General features: G+C 61.1%; 17 protein-coding genes. 6 read left to right on the top strand and 11 right to left on the bottom strand.

The genetic code is table 11. The features are described 5' to 3' along the window. Window positions 1-69 precede the first annotated feature (69 nt). The 5 genes from G5332_RS03990 to G5332_RS03970 form a co-directional block, all read right to left on the bottom strand. Window positions 70-216, bottom strand: coding sequence for a hypothetical protein (locus tag G5332_RS03990; RefSeq protein ID WP_005337933.1), 147 nt, complete (start codon window positions 214-216; stop codon window positions 70-72). Beyond that, a complete protein-coding gene (locus G5332_RS03985) occupies window positions 213-902 on the bottom strand; it encodes a M15 family metallopeptidase (protein ID WP_216954216.1) in 690 nt (229 codons plus the stop codon). Before G5332_RS03985 ends, G5332_RS03990 begins: the two co-directional genes overlap by 4 nt. Beyond that, window positions 899-2,026: a succinyl-diaminopimelate desuccinylase gene (gene dapE, locus G5332_RS03980; RefSeq protein ID WP_216954214.1), complete on the bottom strand. Its 1,128-nt coding sequence runs from the start codon at window positions 2,024-2,026 to the stop codon at window positions 899-901. The genes G5332_RS03985 and dapE overlap by 4 nt, the downstream gene beginning before the upstream one ends. Window positions 2,027-2,045: 19 nt before the next feature. Beyond that, window positions 2,046-2,396, bottom strand: a complete 351-nt coding sequence (locus G5332_RS03975) for an ArsC family reductase (protein ID WP_005337930.1) — start codon at window positions 2,394-2,396, stop codon at window positions 2,046-2,048. 318 nt (window positions 2,397-2,714) lie between these two features. Further along, a complete protein-coding gene (locus G5332_RS03970; RefSeq protein WP_266134434.1) occupies window positions 2,715-3,029 on the bottom strand; it encodes a hypothetical protein in 315 nt (104 codons plus the stop codon). A 285-nt stretch (window positions 3,030-3,314) separates the two neighbouring features. Here G5332_RS03970 and dcuC point away from each other — a divergent pair, with 285 nt between their 5' ends. Next, complete coding sequence (gene dcuC, locus G5332_RS03965) at window positions 3,315-4,691, top strand: C4-dicarboxylate transporter DcuC (RefSeq protein WP_216954209.1); 1,377 nt, start codon at window positions 3,315-3,317, stop codon at window positions 4,689-4,691. An 84-nt stretch (window positions 4,692-4,775) separates the two neighbouring features. Next, on the top strand, window positions 4,776-5,915 hold the full coding sequence (locus tag G5332_RS03960) for a M20 family metallopeptidase (RefSeq protein WP_421311132.1): 1,140 nt from the start codon (window positions 4,776-4,778) through the stop codon (window positions 5,913-5,915). A 140-nt stretch (window positions 5,916-6,055) separates the two neighbouring features. Here the strand turns inward: G5332_RS03960 and G5332_RS03955 are convergent, their stop codons facing one another. The 4 genes from G5332_RS03955 to asnS all read right to left on the bottom strand — a co-directional run bounded on the left by G5332_RS03955 (window position 6,056) and on the right by asnS (window position 10,870). Then, on the bottom strand, window positions 6,056-6,712 hold the full coding sequence (locus tag G5332_RS03955) for a hypothetical protein (protein ID WP_421171978.1): 657 nt from the start codon (window positions 6,710-6,712) through the stop codon (window positions 6,056-6,058). Between the two features lie 173 nt (window positions 6,713-6,885). Further along, window positions 6,886-8,229 (bottom strand): anaerobic C4-dicarboxylate transporter, encoded by a 1,344-nt coding sequence (locus G5332_RS03950; protein WP_005337916.1) that lies wholly within the window; start codon window positions 8,227-8,229, stop codon window positions 6,886-6,888. 374 nt (window positions 8,230-8,603) lie between these two features. Continuing rightward, a complete protein-coding gene (locus G5332_RS03945; RefSeq protein ID WP_421311131.1) occupies window positions 8,604-9,359 on the bottom strand; it encodes a substrate-binding periplasmic protein in 756 nt (251 codons plus the stop codon). A gap of 110 nt (window positions 9,360-9,469) precedes the next feature. Next, window positions 9,470-10,870 (bottom strand): asparagine--tRNA ligase, encoded by a 1,401-nt coding sequence (gene asnS, locus G5332_RS03940; RefSeq protein ID WP_005344365.1) that lies wholly within the window; start codon window positions 10,868-10,870, stop codon window positions 9,470-9,472. Between the two features lie 194 nt (window positions 10,871-11,064). On the opposite strand from asnS, the gene G5332_RS03935 reads away from it, so the two are divergent. Further along, window positions 11,065-11,415 carry a hypothetical protein gene (locus G5332_RS03935; RefSeq protein ID WP_216979128.1) on the top strand — a complete coding sequence of 117 codons (351 nt, stop codon included), beginning with the start codon at window positions 11,065-11,067 and terminating at the stop codon, window positions 11,413-11,415. 23 nt (window positions 11,416-11,438) lie between these two features. On the opposite strand, the gene G5332_RS03930 is transcribed toward G5332_RS03935, so the two are convergent. After that, the gene (locus G5332_RS03930) at window positions 11,439-12,251 is read right to left on the bottom strand and encodes a HAMP domain-containing protein (RefSeq protein WP_216979127.1); all 813 of its coding nucleotides are present in this window, start codon (window positions 12,249-12,251) and stop codon (window positions 11,439-11,441) included. 176 nt (window positions 12,252-12,427) lie between these two features. Further along, the gene (gene bioA / locus G5332_RS03925; RefSeq protein ID WP_421171976.1) at window positions 12,428-13,702 is read right to left on the bottom strand and encodes an adenosylmethionine--8-amino-7-oxononanoate transaminase; all 1,275 of its coding nucleotides are present in this window, start codon (window positions 13,700-13,702) and stop codon (window positions 12,428-12,430) included. A 193-nt stretch (window positions 13,703-13,895) separates the two neighbouring features. Between bioA and bioB the strand changes: the two genes are divergently transcribed. Genes bioB through bioC form a run of 3 tightly spaced genes read left to right on the top strand, consistent with a single transcriptional unit; the run spans window position 13,896 to window position 16,985 of the window. Further along, window positions 13,896-14,984, top strand: a complete 1,089-nt coding sequence (bioB, locus tag G5332_RS03920; RefSeq protein ID WP_421171975.1) for a biotin synthase BioB — start codon at window positions 13,896-13,898, stop codon at window positions 14,982-14,984. Then, complete coding sequence (gene bioF / locus G5332_RS03915; RefSeq protein WP_421311130.1) at window positions 14,981-16,177, top strand: 8-amino-7-oxononanoate synthase; 1,197 nt, start codon at window positions 14,981-14,983, stop codon at window positions 16,175-16,177. Before bioB ends, bioF begins: the two co-directional genes overlap by 4 nt. Continuing rightward, on the top strand, window positions 16,170-16,985 hold the full coding sequence (bioC, locus tag G5332_RS03910; RefSeq protein ID WP_421311129.1) for a malonyl-ACP O-methyltransferase BioC: 816 nt from the start codon (window positions 16,170-16,172) through the stop codon (window positions 16,983-16,985). Before bioF ends, bioC begins: the two co-directional genes overlap by 8 nt. Window positions 16,986-17,040 lie beyond the last annotated feature (55 nt).

Genomic DNA, 17,040 nt, shown 5'->3' with positions numbered 1-17,040 from the left:
GAAAAGCGAAACGGCACAGCAGAGGGAGAGGGGAGCACAAGGGCGCTCCCCACGGGATGGGGGCGGGATTCAGTCGTCCTCGTCATCCTTTACTTCGCGGATCTTGTCCTTGTAGTTGGGCAACTGCTTCTCCAGCCGTTTCATGTCTTTGATGGCATTGAGAAACAGCCCGAGCAGGAACAGCAGCGGCAACCCTATCCACAGCCAGAGATTCATGGGATTTTCCTTTCGTCAGGACAGGTGGTGACATAACAGGCCAAAATTTCATCAAGGTTGGCCAATATGGTCGACTTGCCTTCAATATCCGCCTGTTGCAGGCAAAGCGCCAGTGCCGCGGGATCAAGTCGCTGCTCGTCGGACTCCAGCGAGAAGCTAATATGCCAGGGCTCGTAGGCGACCCCGCTCTCTGCCCCGACCGGCTTGGCATAAGGGAGGAAGAAGCCGAAGTCGCTCATATGGTCGCTGAGCCACTCGCTCAAGCCTGCAAACCAGCCCCCGGCTTCATACTCCCACGGCTCCAGTGCCAGTTTGGTATTGGCGGGCAGGCAGTCCGGGTCGTAGATATCGAGATCGGTCCCCCAGTGGTGACGGCTGGTGCCGGGCAGGGCGCTCCAGCGCAGGATAGCGTGGAGGCGCTCCTCGTCGCTCAGTTGCAGGGCGTCGATGGGCTGGCTGTGGGCATCGAGCAGTGGCCGTTCGCCGCGCCACTTGCCATTCCAGATGGCGAGTTGGCGCTCGAAGCTGCGCCAGCTGGAGGCCGCCTGCAGGTTGAACCCCTCGTAGGCGGCCGCCACCTGCATGTCGTTGAAGGCCGCCGCGGTGGCGGCGGTCAGCCGATGGGGGCCGCGCCCCACCAGAATAAGGTGGCTCTCGTCGAGCCCCAGCAGTTGTTCCTGCGTCATGCCAGCAATCTCTCGAGCACCCCTTGGTACATGTCGGCCAGCAGATCCAGATCGTCCGCCTTCACGCACTCGTTCACCTTGTGAATGGTGGCGTTGACCGGCCCGAGCTCAATCACCTCGGCGCCGGTGGGGGCGATAAAGCGCCCGTCGGAGGTGCCACCAGTGGTGAGCAGGGCCGGTCGCTGACCGTTCACCGCCTCGATGGCCGCCACGGCCGCATCAAGCAGCGCGCCGGTATCGGTGAGGAACGGCTGGCCGGAGAGGGTCCAGCTCAGCTGATAATCGAGGCCATGTTTATCCAGCAGCGCCTCGACCCGCTCGCGGATATCCAGGTCGGTCAGTTCGGTGCTGAAGCGGAAGTTAAACTGCACCTGCAATTCGCCCGGAATGACGTTGGAAGCGCCGGTGCCGGCCGAGATGTTGGCAATCTGGAAGCTGGTGGGGGGGAAGTAGGCGTTGCCCTCATCCCACACGGTGGCGGCAAGTTCGGCCAGCGCTGGCGCCGCCTTGTGGATCGGGTTGTCAGCCAGATGGGGATAAGCCACATGGCCCTGCACCCCGCGTACCAGCAGATCGCCGGTGATGGAGCCGCGGCGGCCGTTCTTCACTACATCCCCTACCACGGCGGTAGAGGAGGGCTCGCCGACGATGCACCAGCGGATCTTCTCGTTGCGGGCCTCCAGGGTGTCGATCACCCGGGTGGTGCCATTGATAAAGGGCCCCTCCTCATCGGAGGTGATGAGAAAGGCGATGGACCCGGTGTGATCCGGATGCTCGGCCACGAAGCGCTCTACCGCCACCACCATGGCAGCCAGCGAGCCCTTCATGTCGGCGGCGCCGCGTCCGTAGAGCACGCCATCCTTGATGGTCGGCTCGAACGGCGGGGTGTGCCATTTGTCCAGCGGCCCGGCGGGCACCACGTCGGTGTGACCGGCGAAGCAGAACAGTGGCCCCTCGCTGCCACGACGGGCCCAGAGGTTGGTGGTGTCCTCAAACACCATGGGCTCGATGACAAACCCGAGCTTGGCGAGGCGCTCCGCCATCAGGGTCTGGCACCCTTCATCGAGGGGGGTAACGGAGGGGCGGCGGATCAGATCCTTGGCCAGTGCGATGACATCCGACATCAGTTGTCCTTAGTTGTCCTTAACGGGAAAAGAGGGATTGGTAGTGATCAGCCTTGAAACCCAGGGTCAGTTCGCCGTCACGGTCGAGCAGCGGGCGCTTGATCATGGCCGGATGTTCCAGCAGCAGGGCGCGCGCCTTGGCGGTGTCGAGCCCCTGTTTGGCCTCATCCGGCAGGGCGCGGAAGGTGGTGCCGCGGCTGTTGAGCAGGGCTTCCCAGCCGAGTTTTGCCAGCCAGCTGTCCAGATCGTCCGGGTTCAGGCCGTCGGCGCGGTGGTCGTGAAAGCGGTAGTCGATACCGGCCTCATCCAGCCACTTGCGGGCTTTCTTGATGGTGTCGCAGTTCTTGATGCCATAGAGGGTGATGGCCATGGGGAGTCCTTCTCTTGTGGGCGCTGGCCGTGGCCGCGCCCGAAAATCCGAATCAACAGAGTGCAAGGGCCCGATTCTGGCATTGTGGCAATCCCATGGCAACGCCGATGGTCCGGCTCGCGGGTTTTACCGGAACTGGTCACACCTGAACGGCGATTTTGAGCACAAAGTCAGAAGCAGTGGGGCTGGCGTGCCCGATGGGGTTGGGTATTGCGGGAGAAGATCGACTATTGCAGGAGAAAAAGAGAAGGGGGCAAACGCCAGATAGCCAAAACGCGCCAGTGGGCGCGTTTTGGTCGGCATCATCAAGTACCTCAATCAGTGCAGGGTGGTCCACTCATGGTCAAAGACCCGGGCCCGTTCCCAGGGTGCATCAGGCAGGCTGGAAGAGAGGCCAGTGTATTTGCCCACGTCGTCCACCACGATGGCGGAGAGGATCGGCAGGTTGTTTTCGGTGCAGTACATGCGGATGCGTTGCAGCAGGGTGCGCAGTTCATCCTGGCACTGCTCCAGCCCGGCCTGCTTGGCCAGTTTGGAATAACGAATGGTAGTGCGTTCCTTTGCTGACTCGACGAGGATGTCCCACAGCTTGTAGTCGCAGGTCGAGACACCTGCGGTGGCTTGGCTTGTCATAACTCTCTCCGGCGCGAAATGGTCGCTATATGTCGAAGCGCATCTTCGCCACTTCGGCGCTGTCGTATGTTGATCCAACGCAAAAAAGAGGGGAGTCGCGTCAGACAATTCTCTTTCCGAGAATGGTAAAGGTTTTTCTGTGGGTGAAAAAACGAAAATTTGGCACTTGGCTAACATATTGTGCTGTCAAAGCCCAATGTCGTCACCTTTATTGATGGGGATCAAAGGCAAACAGTAGTCAGATCACTAGATTTCGCTCCTCGATAAATTTATCAGGAGTGAATATTGGAACTTTTATTCGTCTTGCTCGTTCTGGTCGCCGTGGTCTACGGCATCATCAAGGATTACAACCCGCAGGCGGTGCTGGCGCTGGCGGGCATGGCCATTTTTGCAGTGGCCTACTGGTTGGGGCTGCACCCCATTCTCCCCGCTGACAAGAGCACCGGCTTCGCCCTGTTCGACCTGTTCGAAGTGTTCAAGGGGATCTTCTCCTACCGCGCGGCGGGCCTCGGCCTCACCATCATGGCGGTGGCGGGTTTTGCCACTTACATGTCCCATATCGGGGCCTCCCAGGCGCTGGTGCGGGTGGCGGTCAAGCCGGTGGCGGGCATCCAGTCCAGCTACCTGATGCTCGCCATCTGTTATCTGGTGGCGGTCTTTGTCTCCCTGTTCGTCACCTCCGCCACCGGCCTTGGCCTGTTGTTGATGGTCACCATGTATCCGGTGATGCGCAACCTCGGCATCAGCCCGGCCTCCGCCTGTGGTGTCATCGCCACCTCCCAGGCGTTTGAAATTGGCCCGACCCAGACCAACGCCATCTTCTCCGCCGGTCAATCCGGCATGGATCCGACCAGCTATTTCGTCGACTACCAGATCTGGCTGGTGGCCCCCATGCTGCTGGTGACCATGGTGCTGCACTTCTTCTGGCAGCGTCACTGCGATCGCAAGGATGGCTGGGATCCTGCGCTCCATCGCGGCGATCACGCCGAGCTGGACGAGCAGGGCACCGAGAGCGTGCAGGCGCCCACCTGGTATGCCCTGCTGCCGATAATCCCCTTCGTGCTGATGATGACCTTCTCCAAGCTGCTGGTGAGCGACATCAAGATGAGCGTGGAGGTGGCCATGCTGCTGTCGGTCTTTATCGGCATGCTGTGCGAGCTGCTGCGTAGCCGCTCGGTGCGAACCGCATTCGCGGGGCTGTCGAGCTTCCTCGATGGCATGGGCAAGGTGTTTGGCCCTGTGGTGGCGCTCATCGTCTGTGCCGAGCTGTTTGCCGAATCTCTCAAGGCCATCGGCGCCATCGATACCCTGCTGCACTCTGCCAGCAATGCCGGTATCGGCAGCGGCCTGATGACCCTGGTGATGGTGGGCCTCATCATGGTGGCGGCGGTCATCATGGGCTCCGGCAACGCGGCGTTCCTGAGCTTCTCGACCCTGGCACCGGCGGTGGCGGCCAAGTTTGGCGTGCCTGCGGTGACCATGTTGCTGCCGATGCAGCTCGCTTCCAGTATCGGCCGCACCATCTCTCCCATCGCGGCGGTGCTGATCGCCTGTGCGGGGATTGCCAAGGTGTCGCCCTTTACCGTGGTCAAACGCACCAGCGTGCCGATGGCGGGGGCGCTGGTGACGGCGCTGACCCTCAACTATCTGCTGTTTATGTAAGCGGGTGGCGGACGGCACGAGCTGTCCGCCCCTTTCACTCGGCTGTCGGACGGGAGGCCTGCCCTCCCGTCCCAGGAGATGACAATGACAGACTCTCGCAACGCTTTTTCTCTGGATGCCTACCTGGCAGATCTGGCCCCGCTCATCAACCTCGATTGCGGTACTCGCACCCCGGCCGGGGTGGCCAAAGTGGCCGACATCATGACCGAGAAATATGAGGCCATCGGCTGGCAGGTGACCCGCCACCAGTTTGCTGCCGAGTGCGGCCCCTGCCTCGAGGCAACCAATGCACCGGGTGCCGCTCACTACGACGTGATGCTGGTGGGCCACATGGACACCGTCTTCCCCGAGGGAACAGCGGCCAAGCGCCCGTTGAAAATCGAAGGCAATCAAGCCTTTGGCCCCGGTGTCTCGGACATGAAGAGTGGCCTGCTCTCTATCTGGTATGCACTTAAAGAGATGGATCCGGTGCAGCTGGCCAAGCTCAAGGTGCTGGTCTGCTGCAACTGCGACGAAGAGATTGGCTCCCCCTGGTCGAAAGATTGGCTGGTGGAGAAGGCCAAACAGAGCGGCTGCGTGCTGGTGGCCGAAGCGGCGCGCCCCAACGGGGATCTCATCAGCGCCCGCAAGGGCAATGCCAAGTACCGCATCACCTTTCACGGCAAGGCGTCCCACGCCGGTTCGGCCCTGACCGAAGGGATCTCCGCCATCACCGAGCTGGCGCATTGGGTGCTGGCCATTAACGAGCAGGTCAACATGACCACGGGCACCACCATGAACGTCGGCGTGGTACAGGGCGGCACCGGCGTTAACGTGGTGCCCGACTTTGCCGAGGCAATCGTCGATCTGCGTTTCTGGAGTAACGAAGAGGCCGCTGCGGTGCACGAGCGGCTCACCTTTATGGCCAACAACCCCTTCCTTGCGGGCTGTCGGGTCGAGGTGGATCGCCAGACCTTCAAGCCGGCGATGCGCCCGAGCGGCGATACAGAAGCTGTGATGGCGCTGGTGGAGGCGGCTGCGAAAGAGGAGGGGGTCTCCTTCAACTGGCTGGAGGCCGGTGGCGGTTCGGATGCCAACTTTACCGCCGCCGCGGGGGTGCCGTCCCTCGATGGTTTCGGCCCCATGGGGGGCGGTTTTCACTCGGAGGCGGAATTCCTGCTGCTGGACAGCATCGAGCCGCGCATCCGCCTGCTGCAGCGGGTGCTGGGCAAGCTGGCGAAATAAGCCGGTTTATCCCTTGTTCGGGTCATCATGGCCCGCTCAAAATTGGTCCGCTCCACTCCAAACGGGAGGCTGTTGCCTCCCTTTTTTTATCTCGATTTTTCGCGCGTCCCTGAACGAGCGCGCCAGATGGCTTGAGGCCGTTACCCCTGTGGCTCAGCCAGATAGGCCAGATGATCCTGCCGTGCTACCTGCCAGCCATCGAGGCGCAGCGGGGCGGCAAAGCCCGGGCCGTCAGTCACCATGGTGTGGTACTCCCCCTGCTCGCCGCAGGCATCGAAGCCCTCGCGCTCGGCCAGTTGTTGTAGCTCGCAGAGGGTGGCGGCATCGAGGGGGCGTCCAGTCCATTCGGGGGCCAGCACCCGGGTATCGATGCAGGAGAGGTGGGCGACGATGCCGCGGGCCAGCATATCCGCCAGCAAGGCTTGGCGAGATTGCTGCCAGAGCGGGGTATGGACGGTGAGCCCGAGCGGGCGGCAGCGTTCGCGGATCCAGTTTGGTGCGCCCCCCACGCTGTCGATATCGCCGGTGACTACGCCATCGAGTTGCCACTCCTCCTTGAGCCGTGCCAGTTCCCGCTCATAACCGAGATCGAACGGCGCTTCTATGGTGACCAGCAGATGGGGCAGCCCGAGGGCTTCCGCCTGACGGCGCACCAGCGGCAAGGGGTGAGCGAGAAATCGGGGCTCTGGCGGCGCAAAGGTGGCCAGTGCCACCACCTGATGGCCCGCTTGACGGGCATGACAGAGAGCCAGCATGGCATCTTTGCCACCGCTCCAGAGCAGGATGACGCGAGACATGGATGAGATTCCGGTGGTGAACGAGGGGGCATGCTACCCAGCGGCGGGGGCAGAGGTAAAGGCATAGTGTCCGGAAATGGCGGCGGGGAAGTGGTTGAGGTAACGGAGCTGGAAAAAAGCAGGCCCCCGAAGCGGGGGCCTGTATTGCAATAGCGTGGTAAACACCGCTGCGATTAGAGCAGGATGCTGGTGAGGATAAAGCCCAGCGAGCAGGAGGTCACCACCCCGATCAGCCCTGGAATGATGAAGCTGTGGTTGATGATGAACTTGCCGATGCGGGTGGTGCCGGAGCGGTCGAAACCGATACAGGCCAGATCGCTCGGGTAGGTCGGCAGCACGAAGTAGCCGTAGCTCGCTGGCAGGAAGGCAATCAGCAGCTTGGGCTCGACACCCAGCGCCAGACCCATGGGGGCGATAGCGGTGAGGGCTGCGGCTTGGCTGTTCACCAGCTTGGAGATAAGGAACAGCACCAGGGCGTAGGTCCAGGGCTGGGCCTGTACCACGTGGGCCAGGGTTTCTTTGAGCAGCGGCATGTGAGCTTGGAAGAAGGTCTCACTCATCCATGCCACCCCGAATACGGAGAAGATGGCGACCATACCCGCCTTGAAGACGGCACCGTTGGCGATCTCGCCCGGCTTGACCTTGCAGCGCATCAGTATGATGGCACCGGCGATCAGCATCATCATCTGGATCACCAGGTTCATGGAGAGCGGGCCAGTTTTGTCCTTGATGGTGAACACCGGACGCAGACCTTCGTTGGCACCGAGCAATACCACGGCGGCGATGGCGGCGAAGAAGATCCAGGTAGACCAGTAGGCCTCTTTCGGGAACTTGGTGTTGAGCAGGGTTTCACCACCGCCGTAGATGAAGGCGCGCTGCTCTGGGTCTTTGATCTTGGCCTGGAACTCTTCGTCCTTGTCCAGATCCTTGCCGCGACGCAGGCTCCACAGGGCTGCCACGATGACACCGGTCAGGGAGGAGGGGATGGCGATCATCAGGATGTCGAGCAGGCCGTAAGCCTGACCGATACCGTGACCAGCCGCCAGAATGGAGACCATGGAGACCACGGCAACGGAGACCGGGGAGGCGCAGATGGCCATCTGGGAGGCAACGGAGGCGACAGCCATCGGGCGCTCGGGACGGATGTTCTTCTGCAGCGCAATGTCAGCGATGATGGGGAACATGGTGTAGACCACGTGGCCGGTACCGCACAGGAAGGTGAGGGTCCAGGTGGTGAGCGGCGCCAGGATAGTGATGTATTGCGGGTGACGGCGCAGCAGGCGCTCGGCCACTTGCATCATCAGGTTGAGGCCACCGGCAGTCTGCAGGGTGGCGGCACAGCCGATCACCGCCAGAATGGTCAGCATTACCTGAACAGGCGGTTCGCCCGGCACCAGGCCGAAGACGAAGGTCAGCAGGAAGAGACCGATACCACTGATGAGACCGAGTCCCATGCCACCAAAGCGGGTACCCAGCAGCAAGCAGCCGAGTACCACCAAAAATTCCATCAAGATCATTCCGTTACCTCGTGTGATTCAACCCATATTGCCGCGGGTAGCCTGAACCATGAATTGTCATTGTCTGTTTTATTTAGCCCAAAAGGGTTAGTTGCTATTCTGCTCCCCTGAAAAAGTGAAAAAATTGAGTTACTTCAATAACTCGATGAATTTTTGATTAAACCACTTAAAAACCACGTACTAACAAAAACATCATTTTTGTCACCAAGTGGTATCACTCGGGGCCAGCCCATCAGAGTGCAACCAGAGGCGTTGTGATGGGGAATGCGTTGGTAAGGAAGGTGTGGAAAAAGGCCCGGGTCAGGGGAGAAGAGGCTGTAAAAACACGGGTTAAAGATATCTTTTTTGACAAATGGGGTGTTCTGCGACTCTGCTCATCGGGGGGCGGGTGCTGATAGCAGATAGCGACGCTGATACTGTTCGCTCAGCTGCTTGATATCGAGTCTGGCTAGCGCATTGTTCACTCGCTGTTGCAGTTGCTGTTGATCGGGACGGAACATGATGTGCAGGCTCTTGTACCCGAGGATCTTCTGGTTGAACTGCAGCTGTTCGGGGTGGAGTTTGTCATCGTGATAGGTGAGCCAGTAGAAAACATCCCGGTCGATCACGGCCAGATCGAGCCGGTCGCGCTGCAATTTTCGCAGGTTGAGGTGATCGTCGTCCACGGCAAAGGTGTTGAGGCGCTTGCTGGTCATCAGGGCATCAAATTCACGGGTATTGATATAACCTGCGACGACCCCAATCCGGTAGGAAGCGAGATCTTCGAGTCGCTGCCAGTGGATAGGGGGGCCGGCTTGCTGCGCCATGCCCAGCACACTACTGCCCACGCTGGTGGAGATATGCCACCGTTTATCCAGATCATCGGCGAAGTATTTGGGGAAGTAGCCGCTGTAGTGCTGGGCGGGATCGGATGCCAGCAACATGGCTCGATGCCAGGGGTAGAAGTCAAACTGAACCTCCAGCCCCGCTTCGGCAAATGCACGCTTGACGATATGGCCGGTAAGGCCACCATCAGGGAGATGCTGGCTGGTATAGGGGGGCCACTCCAGGGTGGTCAGGTGCACGGGTTCTGCCCGCAATTGCAGGGGGAGCCAGAGCAGCAAGAGTGTCAGAAGCTGACGATATCCCATGAACGACCCATTCCTTGTGTCGATTGGTTCTGAGTATTACCCATAACGGGGGTAATAAAAAAGCCGACCCTGAGGACGGCTTTTGCAATGTAGTGGCAATATGCCGCTGATCAGAACTCGGCGGTACGCGGAGTACGCGGGAACGGGATCACGTCGCGGACGTTGCCCATACCGGTCACGTAAACCACCAGACGCTCGAAGCCCAGACCGAAGCCGGAGTGCGGGACTGTGCCGTAGCGGCGCAGATCGCGATACCACCAGTAGTCTTCCTGCTTCAGCCCCATCTCGGCCAGGCGGGCATCCAGCACCTCCAGACGCTCTTCACGTTGGGAGCCACCGATGATCTCGCCGATCCCCGGAGCCAGTACGTCCATCGCGGCAACGGTCTTGCCGTCGTCGTTGAGGCGCATGTAGAAGGCCTTGATATCTTTCGGGTAGTTCTTCACTACCACCGGAGACTTGAAGTGCTCCTCGGCCAGATAGCGTTCGTGTTCGGAGGAGAGGTCGATGCCCCAGGAGACCGGGAACTCGAACTTCTTGCCGCAGTTTTTCAGCACTTCGATGGCATCAGTGTAATCAATCTGGGCGAAGTCGGAGGCGACGAAACGCTCCAGACGGCCGATGGCATCCTTGTCCACGTGCTGGGCAAAGAACTCCAGATCGTCGCGACGCTCGGTCAGGACGGCGTTGAAGACGTACTTCAGCATGGCTTCAGCCAGCGCGGCGTTATCTTCCAGATTGTTGAAGGCCACTTCCGGCTCCACCATCCAGAACTCTGCCAGGTGACGACTGGTGTTGGAGTTTTCGGCGCGGAAGGTCGGCCCGAAGGTGTAGACCTTGGAGAGGGCGCAGGCATAGGTTTCGGCGTTCAGCTGGCCGGATACGGTCAGGAAGGCCTCTTTGCCGAAGAAATCTTCGTTGTAGTCCACCTTGCCAGCGTCGGTGCGCGGCAGGTTTTCCATATCCAGGGTAGAGACGCGGAACATCTCGCCGGCACCTTCGGTGTCAGAGGCGGTGATGAGCGGGGTCGCTACCCAGACAAAACCCTCTTCGTGGAAGAAGCGGTGGATGGCCTGAGCCAGGCAGTGACGAACCCGGGTCACGGCGCCAACGATGTTGGTGCGCGGGCGCAGGTGAGCCTGTTCACGCAGGTACTCGATGCTGTGGCGCTTGGCGGCCATCGGGTAGGTGTCCGGATCTTCGACCCAGCCGACAACCTTCACATCGGTCGCTTGCAGTTCGAAAGCCTGGCCGCTGCCCTGGGATTCGGCGATGATGCCAGTCACTTCCACGGAGCAGGCGGTGGTCAGACGCAGCACTTCATTCTCGTAATTGGCCAGGGTATTGGGGACGACGGCCTGTACCGGATGGAAACAGGAGCCATCGGAAATGGCCAAAAATGAGATCCCCGCCTTGGAATCACGGCGAGTCCGGATCCACCCTCGTACAGTCAGGGTGGTGCCAACCGCATATTTACCGGTCAGCACATCAACTACGGATGCGTGCGTCATCGAAATATTGTCTCCAGCTTGTTCTTGCAGCGCTATTTGCAACACTAGGGAGTCTGGCCCGGGCACAGATGGCCCACCATGGCAGACTAAGCCGTCAATCTTACCCGCGCGGGTTTGATAAACAAGCAAAAATGTCGGACTCTGGTGGGGTTTTCAGCATGGTTCACCCAAGCAGTGTTCCCTCGGGACAGGAGATGCGAGTGAAAGAGCGGCGACAAGGGCCGGATTGGCTGACACGACTGTTGCGAGCAATGGTGCTGATCTGCTGGTGCGGTTTTATCGTGCTGCTTGCGCTCTATCACTATGCCAGGCCGGAGATTGCATATGGTTTTCTGGTTTACGGCGGCATCAAGGTACGCGATTACTGGGATCCCGCACTCACTCCCTGGTTGGTGCATGGCCTGTGGGGTTGCAGCTTGCTGACCCTGGCTGTACTGCTGCTGGAGCGGCGGCGCAGTCGGCGCAGGGATGATGCCTATCACGTCAATCTGGCGATCCTGCTGCTGATCCTTATTGCTTGTCTGCTGTTCTATTACACCGGTTAGCCGATGCCGGGCGGTGTGGTCCGCTATTCGCCAGGGCGAGCTCCCGGCTTGCCGCCGAGCGGTCGCTTGCCGAGCTGGCGCTCCACACTGTCGAGCATCTGGTTGTAGGCCACCGCCACCCGGCCAATCTCGTCGCCGTCATCCCCCTCCAGCCGGTGGCCGAAGTCGTGCAGGTCGGTGGCCTCTTCCATGGAGCGGGTGAGCTGGTTGAGGGGGCGTACGATCCAGGTGCGGATGACCCAGAGGGTCAGCAGCAGTCCCATCCCGAAGATGCCGGTGAGGATCAGCGCCGAGGTGAGAATGTTCTGCTCGACCCGGGTAAACAGCGAATCGAGGGAGTAGTCAAAGCGCACCGCACCAAGCACAGTGTTCTCCGGCACCAGATGACAGCTGGTGCAGTCGGTGCCGCGAAAATCCTTCTTGGCCAGCAGCGGTCGGGTGACCACCAGACGGCTGTGCATGCCGTTGTGCACCACCTCCAGGCTCCCTTTGCCCGCCAGTGCCAGCTCATCAAACTCATCTTTTACCTGTTCTGTCTCCCGTCCCGGCCCGAACTGTTTGCTCACCGCGTCGCCACGAACGATGCGTGCATCCTCCACATGGGCGTGGTCGAGAAACTTGCCGCGCAGAGTATCGCGGGCATCCATCTTGCCGGTCAGCATCAGCATGTTGAGGCCGTCGAAATAGGCTTCGGTCTGCTCGCGGCTCTGCTCCTTGATGAGCGTCAGGATGAGATCGCGCTCGCGCACCGCCTGATAGGCGGCGGAGAAGACCAGTACCATGGAGAAGATGAAGAGCAGGAAAAAGTTGATTTTGGCAGCAATGGAGAGGCGCATGAGCAGTCTTTCTTGATGGTAAAACCGCAGCAGTTTACCCCTCTTGGGGCCTCAGGTCTGGTGTTTTGCTCACATTACGGCAAGTGAAAGTGCCCATAAGTGGATAAAGTTGCCCTCTTTATATATCAAATGCCGATAGTCAAACGGGCGGCTGCGATGGCCGCCCGCTGCATGCATTAAAACTCGCCCTCGGTGATGGCCTGACGGATGGCACCGGTCAATACCCTCAACTCTTCTGGGGTGATAACGAAGGGGGGCATCAGGTAGACCAGCTTGCCAAAGGGGCGGATCCAGGCGCCCAGTTCGACAAACTTGCGCTGGATGCGCGCTACATCCACCCGCTCTTTCATCTCCACCACCCCGATGGCGCCGAGCACCCGCACATCCGCGACCGCCGGGTGCAGGGTCAGCTCTACCAGTTCTGTTCGCAGCTGATGCTCGATGGCGCGCACCCGCTCCTGCCACGGTGAGGCCAGCAGCAGATCGATGGAGGCGTTGGCCACCGCGCAGGCGAGCGGGTTGCCCATAAAGGTGGGGCCGTGCATAAAGACCCCCGCCTTGCCGTCACAGATGGTGCGTGCGACATGCTCGGTGGTGAGGGTCGCCGAGAGGGTGAGGTAGCCGCCGGTCAGCGCCTTGCCCAGACACATGATATCGGGGCTAATCCCCGCCCAGTCGCAAGCAAACAGCTGGCCAGTGCGGCCAAAGCCGGTGGCAATCTCGTCGGCAATCAGCAGCACGCCGAATTCGTCGCACAGGGCGCGCACCCACTGCAGGTAGCGGGGGTGATAGAAGCGCATGCCGCCAGCGCCCTGCACTATGGGCTCAAGCACGATGGCGGCGATCTCCTCGTGATGATCGGCCATGAGTGTCGCCAGCTCCACCACGCACTGCTCGTCCCACTCGGCGTGGAAGCGGCAGCTGGGCGCGTCGACAAAATGGTGCTCCGGCAGGAATCCCTTGTAGAGCTCATGCATGCCGCCATCGGGATCGCAGACGCTCATGGCGCCAAAGGTGTCGCCGTGATAGCCGCTGCGCAGGGCGACAAATTTGGCTCTGGGCGTCCCCTTGGCATGCCAGTACTGCTGGGCCATCTTGAGCGCCACTTCCACTGCCACCGAGCCGGAATCGGCCAGAAAGACCCGATCAAGCCCCTTCGGAGTGATCTCCACCAGTTTGCGGCAGAGCTCGACCGCCGGGGGGTGGGTCAGCCCGCCAAACATCACGTGAGACATCTTGCCGAGCTGGGCGGTGGCGGCGGCGTCCAACTCTGGCACCTGATAGCCGTGCACGCAAGCCCACCAGGAGCTCATGCCATCCACCAGTTCACGGCCGTCGCTGAGGGTGATGGTCACCCCTTTGGCGCTGGCTACTTCATAGCAGGGCAGGGGGTGAGTGAGGGAGGTATAGGGGTGCCAGATGTGGTGCAGGTCGAATTCTTGGTTGGTCATTTGCTGTTCTGATGTCAATTGGTTTGATCTGGTCGGTGTTGACAGTCTACGCGTGCTCTCTACACTAGCCAACAATTTCAGCCACTTGGCACTGCGCATCACCCTGATCGCGCGGGCCCGGCGGCGGGTTTTGTGGCCGTCCATCCCAAGATGGCGGGCGCAGGATCCCACTAATAACAACCGGAAGCCATGTATGAATGCTCTCACCGCGGGCGGTCACGCCCTTCGTCACGACTGGACACTCGCCGAGGTTCAGGCCCTATTTGCCCTGCCATTCAACGATCTGCTGTTTCAGGCCCAGACTGTCCACCGCGCCCATTTCGACCCGAACGAAGTGCAGGTGAGCACCTTGCTCTCCATCAAGACCGGTGCTTGCCCGGAAGATTGCAAATACTGCCCCCAGAGCGCCCGTTACCACACCGGGCTCGAAGTCGAGCGGCTGATGGAGGTGGAGAAGGTGCTGGAGCGGGCCCGCGAAGCCAAGGCCAACGGCTCGTCCCGGTTCTGCATGGGGGCCGCCTGGCGCAACCCCAAAGAGAAGGACATGCCCTACATCATCCGGATGATTGAGGAGGTGCGCGGGCTGGGGATGGAGACCTGCATGACCCTGGGGATGCTCACCGCCGATCAGGCGGAGCGTCTTGGCGCTGCGGGGCTCGATTACTACAACCACAACCTCGACACCTCGCCGGAGTTTTACGGCGAGATCATCTCCACCCGCACCTATCAGGATCGGCTCGATACCCTGGAGCATGTGCGCAGCGCCGGCATGAAGGTCTGCTCTGGCGGCATCGTCGGCATGGGTGAGCAGGCCAAAGACCGTGCGGGCCTGCTGATGGCGCTGGCCAACCTGCCGCGTCACCCGGAGAGTGTGCCCATCAACATGCTGGTCAAGGTGAAGGGGACGCCGCTGGAGAACGAGGAGAACCTCGATCCGTTCGAATTTATCCGCACCATCGCAGTGGCGCGGATCATGATGCCGGCCTCCCATGTGCGCCTCTCTGCCGGGCGGGAGAAGATGAACGAGCAGATGCAGGCCATGTGCTTTATGGCGGGGGCCAACTCCATCTTCTACGGCTGCAAATTGCTGACCACGCCGAACCCGGACGAGAACAGCGATATGCAGCTGTTCAAGCGGCTCGGCATTCGTCCCGCCCAGCGCGCCCAGAAACCGGATCAGGTTCAAGAAGAGGAGTTGCTGGCCGAGGTGAGCCGCCAGAGCGAACCTGCCGAAATGTTTTATGACGCCACCCGCCCCCGTGCAGGGGCTGCGCGGTCATGACTGGCCCAGCAGTAACAGGCCCTTTTGCATTGGGCGTTGCGCTGGCCGGGCGCGAACAGGCTGGCCTGCTGCGCAACCGCATCGCGACCGACGGGGCGAGTGGCGGGCGGCTCAAGGTTGCGGGGTGCGACTACCTCAACTTTTCCGCCAACGACTATCTGGGGCTGGCGGATCACCCAGCCATCAAGGCTGCCTTCAAAGCGGGGGTTGAGCGCTATGGCGCGGGCTCCGGCGCCTCGCCGCTGGTGACCGGTTACAGCCGTGCCCACCAAGAGCTTGAGGAGACCCTGGCCGATTGGCTCGGGGTGGAGGCGGTGCTGCTCTTCAACTGCGGTTTTTCGGCCAATCAGGCGGTGCTTAAAGCGTTGCTCGGCAAGGAACACCTGCTGTGGCAGGACAAACTCAACCACGCCTCCCTGCAGGAGATGGGCAGCCAGCTCCCCTGCAAGATGAAGCGTTTTGCCCACAACGATATGGCGGCCCTTGAACGGCAGCTTGAGCCAAATCGCGGATTGATTGTCTCGGAAGGGGTGTTCAGCATGGACGGGGATCAGGCCCCCTGGGGTGAGCTCGCAACCCTCGCCGCCCGGAGCGGCAACTGGCTGATGATCGACGATGCCCATGGTCTCGGCGTGATGGGGCCCGAGGGGAGCGGCACTCTGGCGGCGCAGGAGGTAGATCCGGCCAGCGTACACATCCAGATGGGCACTTTTGGCAAGGCGCTTGGTGTGGCTGGCGCTTTTGTCGGCGGCAGCCGCGAGCTGGTGGAGTATCTGGTCAACTTCGCCCGCCACTATGTCTACAGCACCCATATGCCGGCGGCGCAGGCTTGCGCAGTCAGCAAGAGCATCGAGCTGGTGCGTGCCGCCGATGAGGCCCGCTCCCATCTTGGTAAGCTCATCGCCCGCTTCCGGCAAGGGGCACAGGCGTTGGGTTGGCAACTCGGTGCGAGCGATACCCCCATCCAGCCGCTGCTGGTGGGGGAGAGCAGTGTTGCCCTGCAACTGGCAGAACGGCTGCGGGAGCGCGGCGTCTGGGTGAGCGCCATCCGCCCGCCCACGGTGCCAGTTGGTACGGCGCGGCTGCGCATTACCCTGAGCGCGGCTCATCGCGAGCAGGATGTGGATCGCCTGCTCGATGCCTTGGGGGTCAGCCCTGCAGTTACAACGCTTGGGGAGGCTCACTATGGCTGAGCGTTTTCAAACGGTCGACAAGGCGCAGCTTGCTCGCCGTTTCGGCGCCGCCGCTCGTCATTACGATGCCCATGCCCGCTTTCAGCAGGAGGTGGGTCAGGCGCTGCTGGAATGGATGCCAGACAGGCTGGTTGGCACTGATCTGACGGTGAGCGGGCTGGATCTGGGCTGCGGCACCGGCTTTTTCTTGCCCCAACTGGCGAACCGTTGTCACCAGCTGGTGGGGCTTGATCTCGCCCCCGGCATGCTGGCGCAGGCCGCCTTGCGTGGCAGCGGTGCTCGCCTGCTCTGCGGCGATGCGGAGCAGCTTCCTTTCGCCGATAACTCGTTCGACTGGGTTTTCTCCAGTCTGGCGTTGCAGTGGTGCGAGCGTCCGGCCCAGGCTTTTGGCGAGTTGCTTCGGGTGGTCAAACCGGGCGGCCAGATCTTTTTCTCGACCCTGCTCGATGAGTCGCTCTGGCAGTTGCGAGCCGCCTGGCAGCAGCTTGATGGTCGCGCCCATGTCAATCGCTTCCTCAGCCTGCCACAATTGGAGCAGGCGCTGGCTAGCGCCGGGGTATCTGCTCCCGAGCTGCGTTGTATCACCTGGGATCTCGCCTATCTTGAATTGCCGCAGTTGTTGCGCGATCTCAAGGGGATTGGGGCCAATCAGATCAACGACAATCAAGGGGGCGCCGCCCCGGCCGGTCTGAGCGGTCGCGCCAGATTGCAGCAGCTGGCTCAGGCATATGAAGCATTTCGCCAGCCCGATGGCAGGTTGGTCGCCAGTTATCGGGTGTGTCTCGGTCGCCTCAGCAAGCCTCGCTGAGCGCCGGGAATTGCAGTGTGTGCAGGGCAGTGAGCCACTCCCTGCCAAGGAGAGA

The sequence above is a fragment of the Aeromonas sp. 603757 genome (assembly GCF_049171255.1).
Classification (GTDB): Bacteria; Pseudomonadota; Gammaproteobacteria; order Enterobacterales; family Aeromonadaceae; genus Aeromonas; species Aeromonas veronii_A.
This window is presented reverse-complemented; position numbering and strand designations above follow the sequence as displayed.

Excerpts from the sequence above, each read along its gene's own strand:
- G5332_RS03935 (WP_216979128.1), top strand. The coding sequence starts at position 11,065 with ATGCGAGTGAAAGAGCGGCGACAAGGGCCGGATTGGCTGACACGACTG.
- G5332_RS03950 (WP_005337916.1), bottom strand. The coding sequence starts at position 8,229 with ATGATCTTGATGGAATTTTTGGTGGTACTCGGCTGCTTGCTGCTGGGT.
- bioB (WP_421171975.1), top strand. The coding sequence starts at position 13,896 with ATGAATGCTCTCACCGCGGGCGGTCACGCCCTTCGTCACGACTGGACA.
- G5332_RS03975 (WP_005337930.1), bottom strand. The coding sequence starts at position 2,396 with ATGGCCATCACCCTCTATGGCATCAAGAACTGCGACACCATCAAGAAA.
- G5332_RS03945 (WP_421311131.1), bottom strand. The coding sequence starts at position 9,359 with ATGGGATATCGTCAGCTTCTGACACTCTTGCTGCTCTGGCTCCCCCTG.
- dapE (WP_216954214.1), bottom strand. The coding sequence starts at position 2,026 with ATGTCGGATGTCATCGCACTGGCCAAGGATCTGATCCGCCGCCCCTCC.
- G5332_RS03990 (WP_005337933.1), bottom strand. The coding sequence starts at position 216 with ATGAATCTCTGGCTGTGGATAGGGTTGCCGCTGCTGTTCCTGCTCGGG.
- G5332_RS03955 (WP_421171978.1), bottom strand. The coding sequence starts at position 6,712 with ATGTCTCGCGTCATCCTGCTCTGGAGCGGTGGCAAAGATGCCATGCTG.
- G5332_RS03960 (WP_421311132.1), top strand. The coding sequence starts at position 4,776 with ATGACAGACTCTCGCAACGCTTTTTCTCTGGATGCCTACCTGGCAGAT.
- G5332_RS03970 (WP_266134434.1), bottom strand. The coding sequence starts at position 3,029 with ATGACAAGCCAAGCCACCGCAGGTGTCTCGACCTGCGACTACAAGCTG.
- G5332_RS03930 (WP_216979127.1), bottom strand. The coding sequence starts at position 12,251 with ATGCGCCTCTCCATTGCTGCCAAAATCAACTTTTTCCTGCTCTTCATC.
- bioA (WP_421171976.1), bottom strand. The coding sequence starts at position 13,702 with ATGACCAACCAAGAATTCGACCTGCACCACATCTGGCACCCCTATACC.
- bioF (WP_421311130.1), top strand. The coding sequence starts at position 14,981 with ATGACTGGCCCAGCAGTAACAGGCCCTTTTGCATTGGGCGTTGCGCTG.
- G5332_RS03985 (WP_216954216.1), bottom strand. The coding sequence starts at position 902 with ATGACGCAGGAACAACTGCTGGGGCTCGACGAGAGCCACCTTATTCTG.
- bioC (WP_421311129.1), top strand. The coding sequence starts at position 16,170 with ATGGCTGAGCGTTTTCAAACGGTCGACAAGGCGCAGCTTGCTCGCCGT.
- asnS (WP_005344365.1), bottom strand. The coding sequence starts at position 10,870 with ATGACGCACGCATCCGTAGTTGATGTGCTGACCGGTAAATATGCGGTT.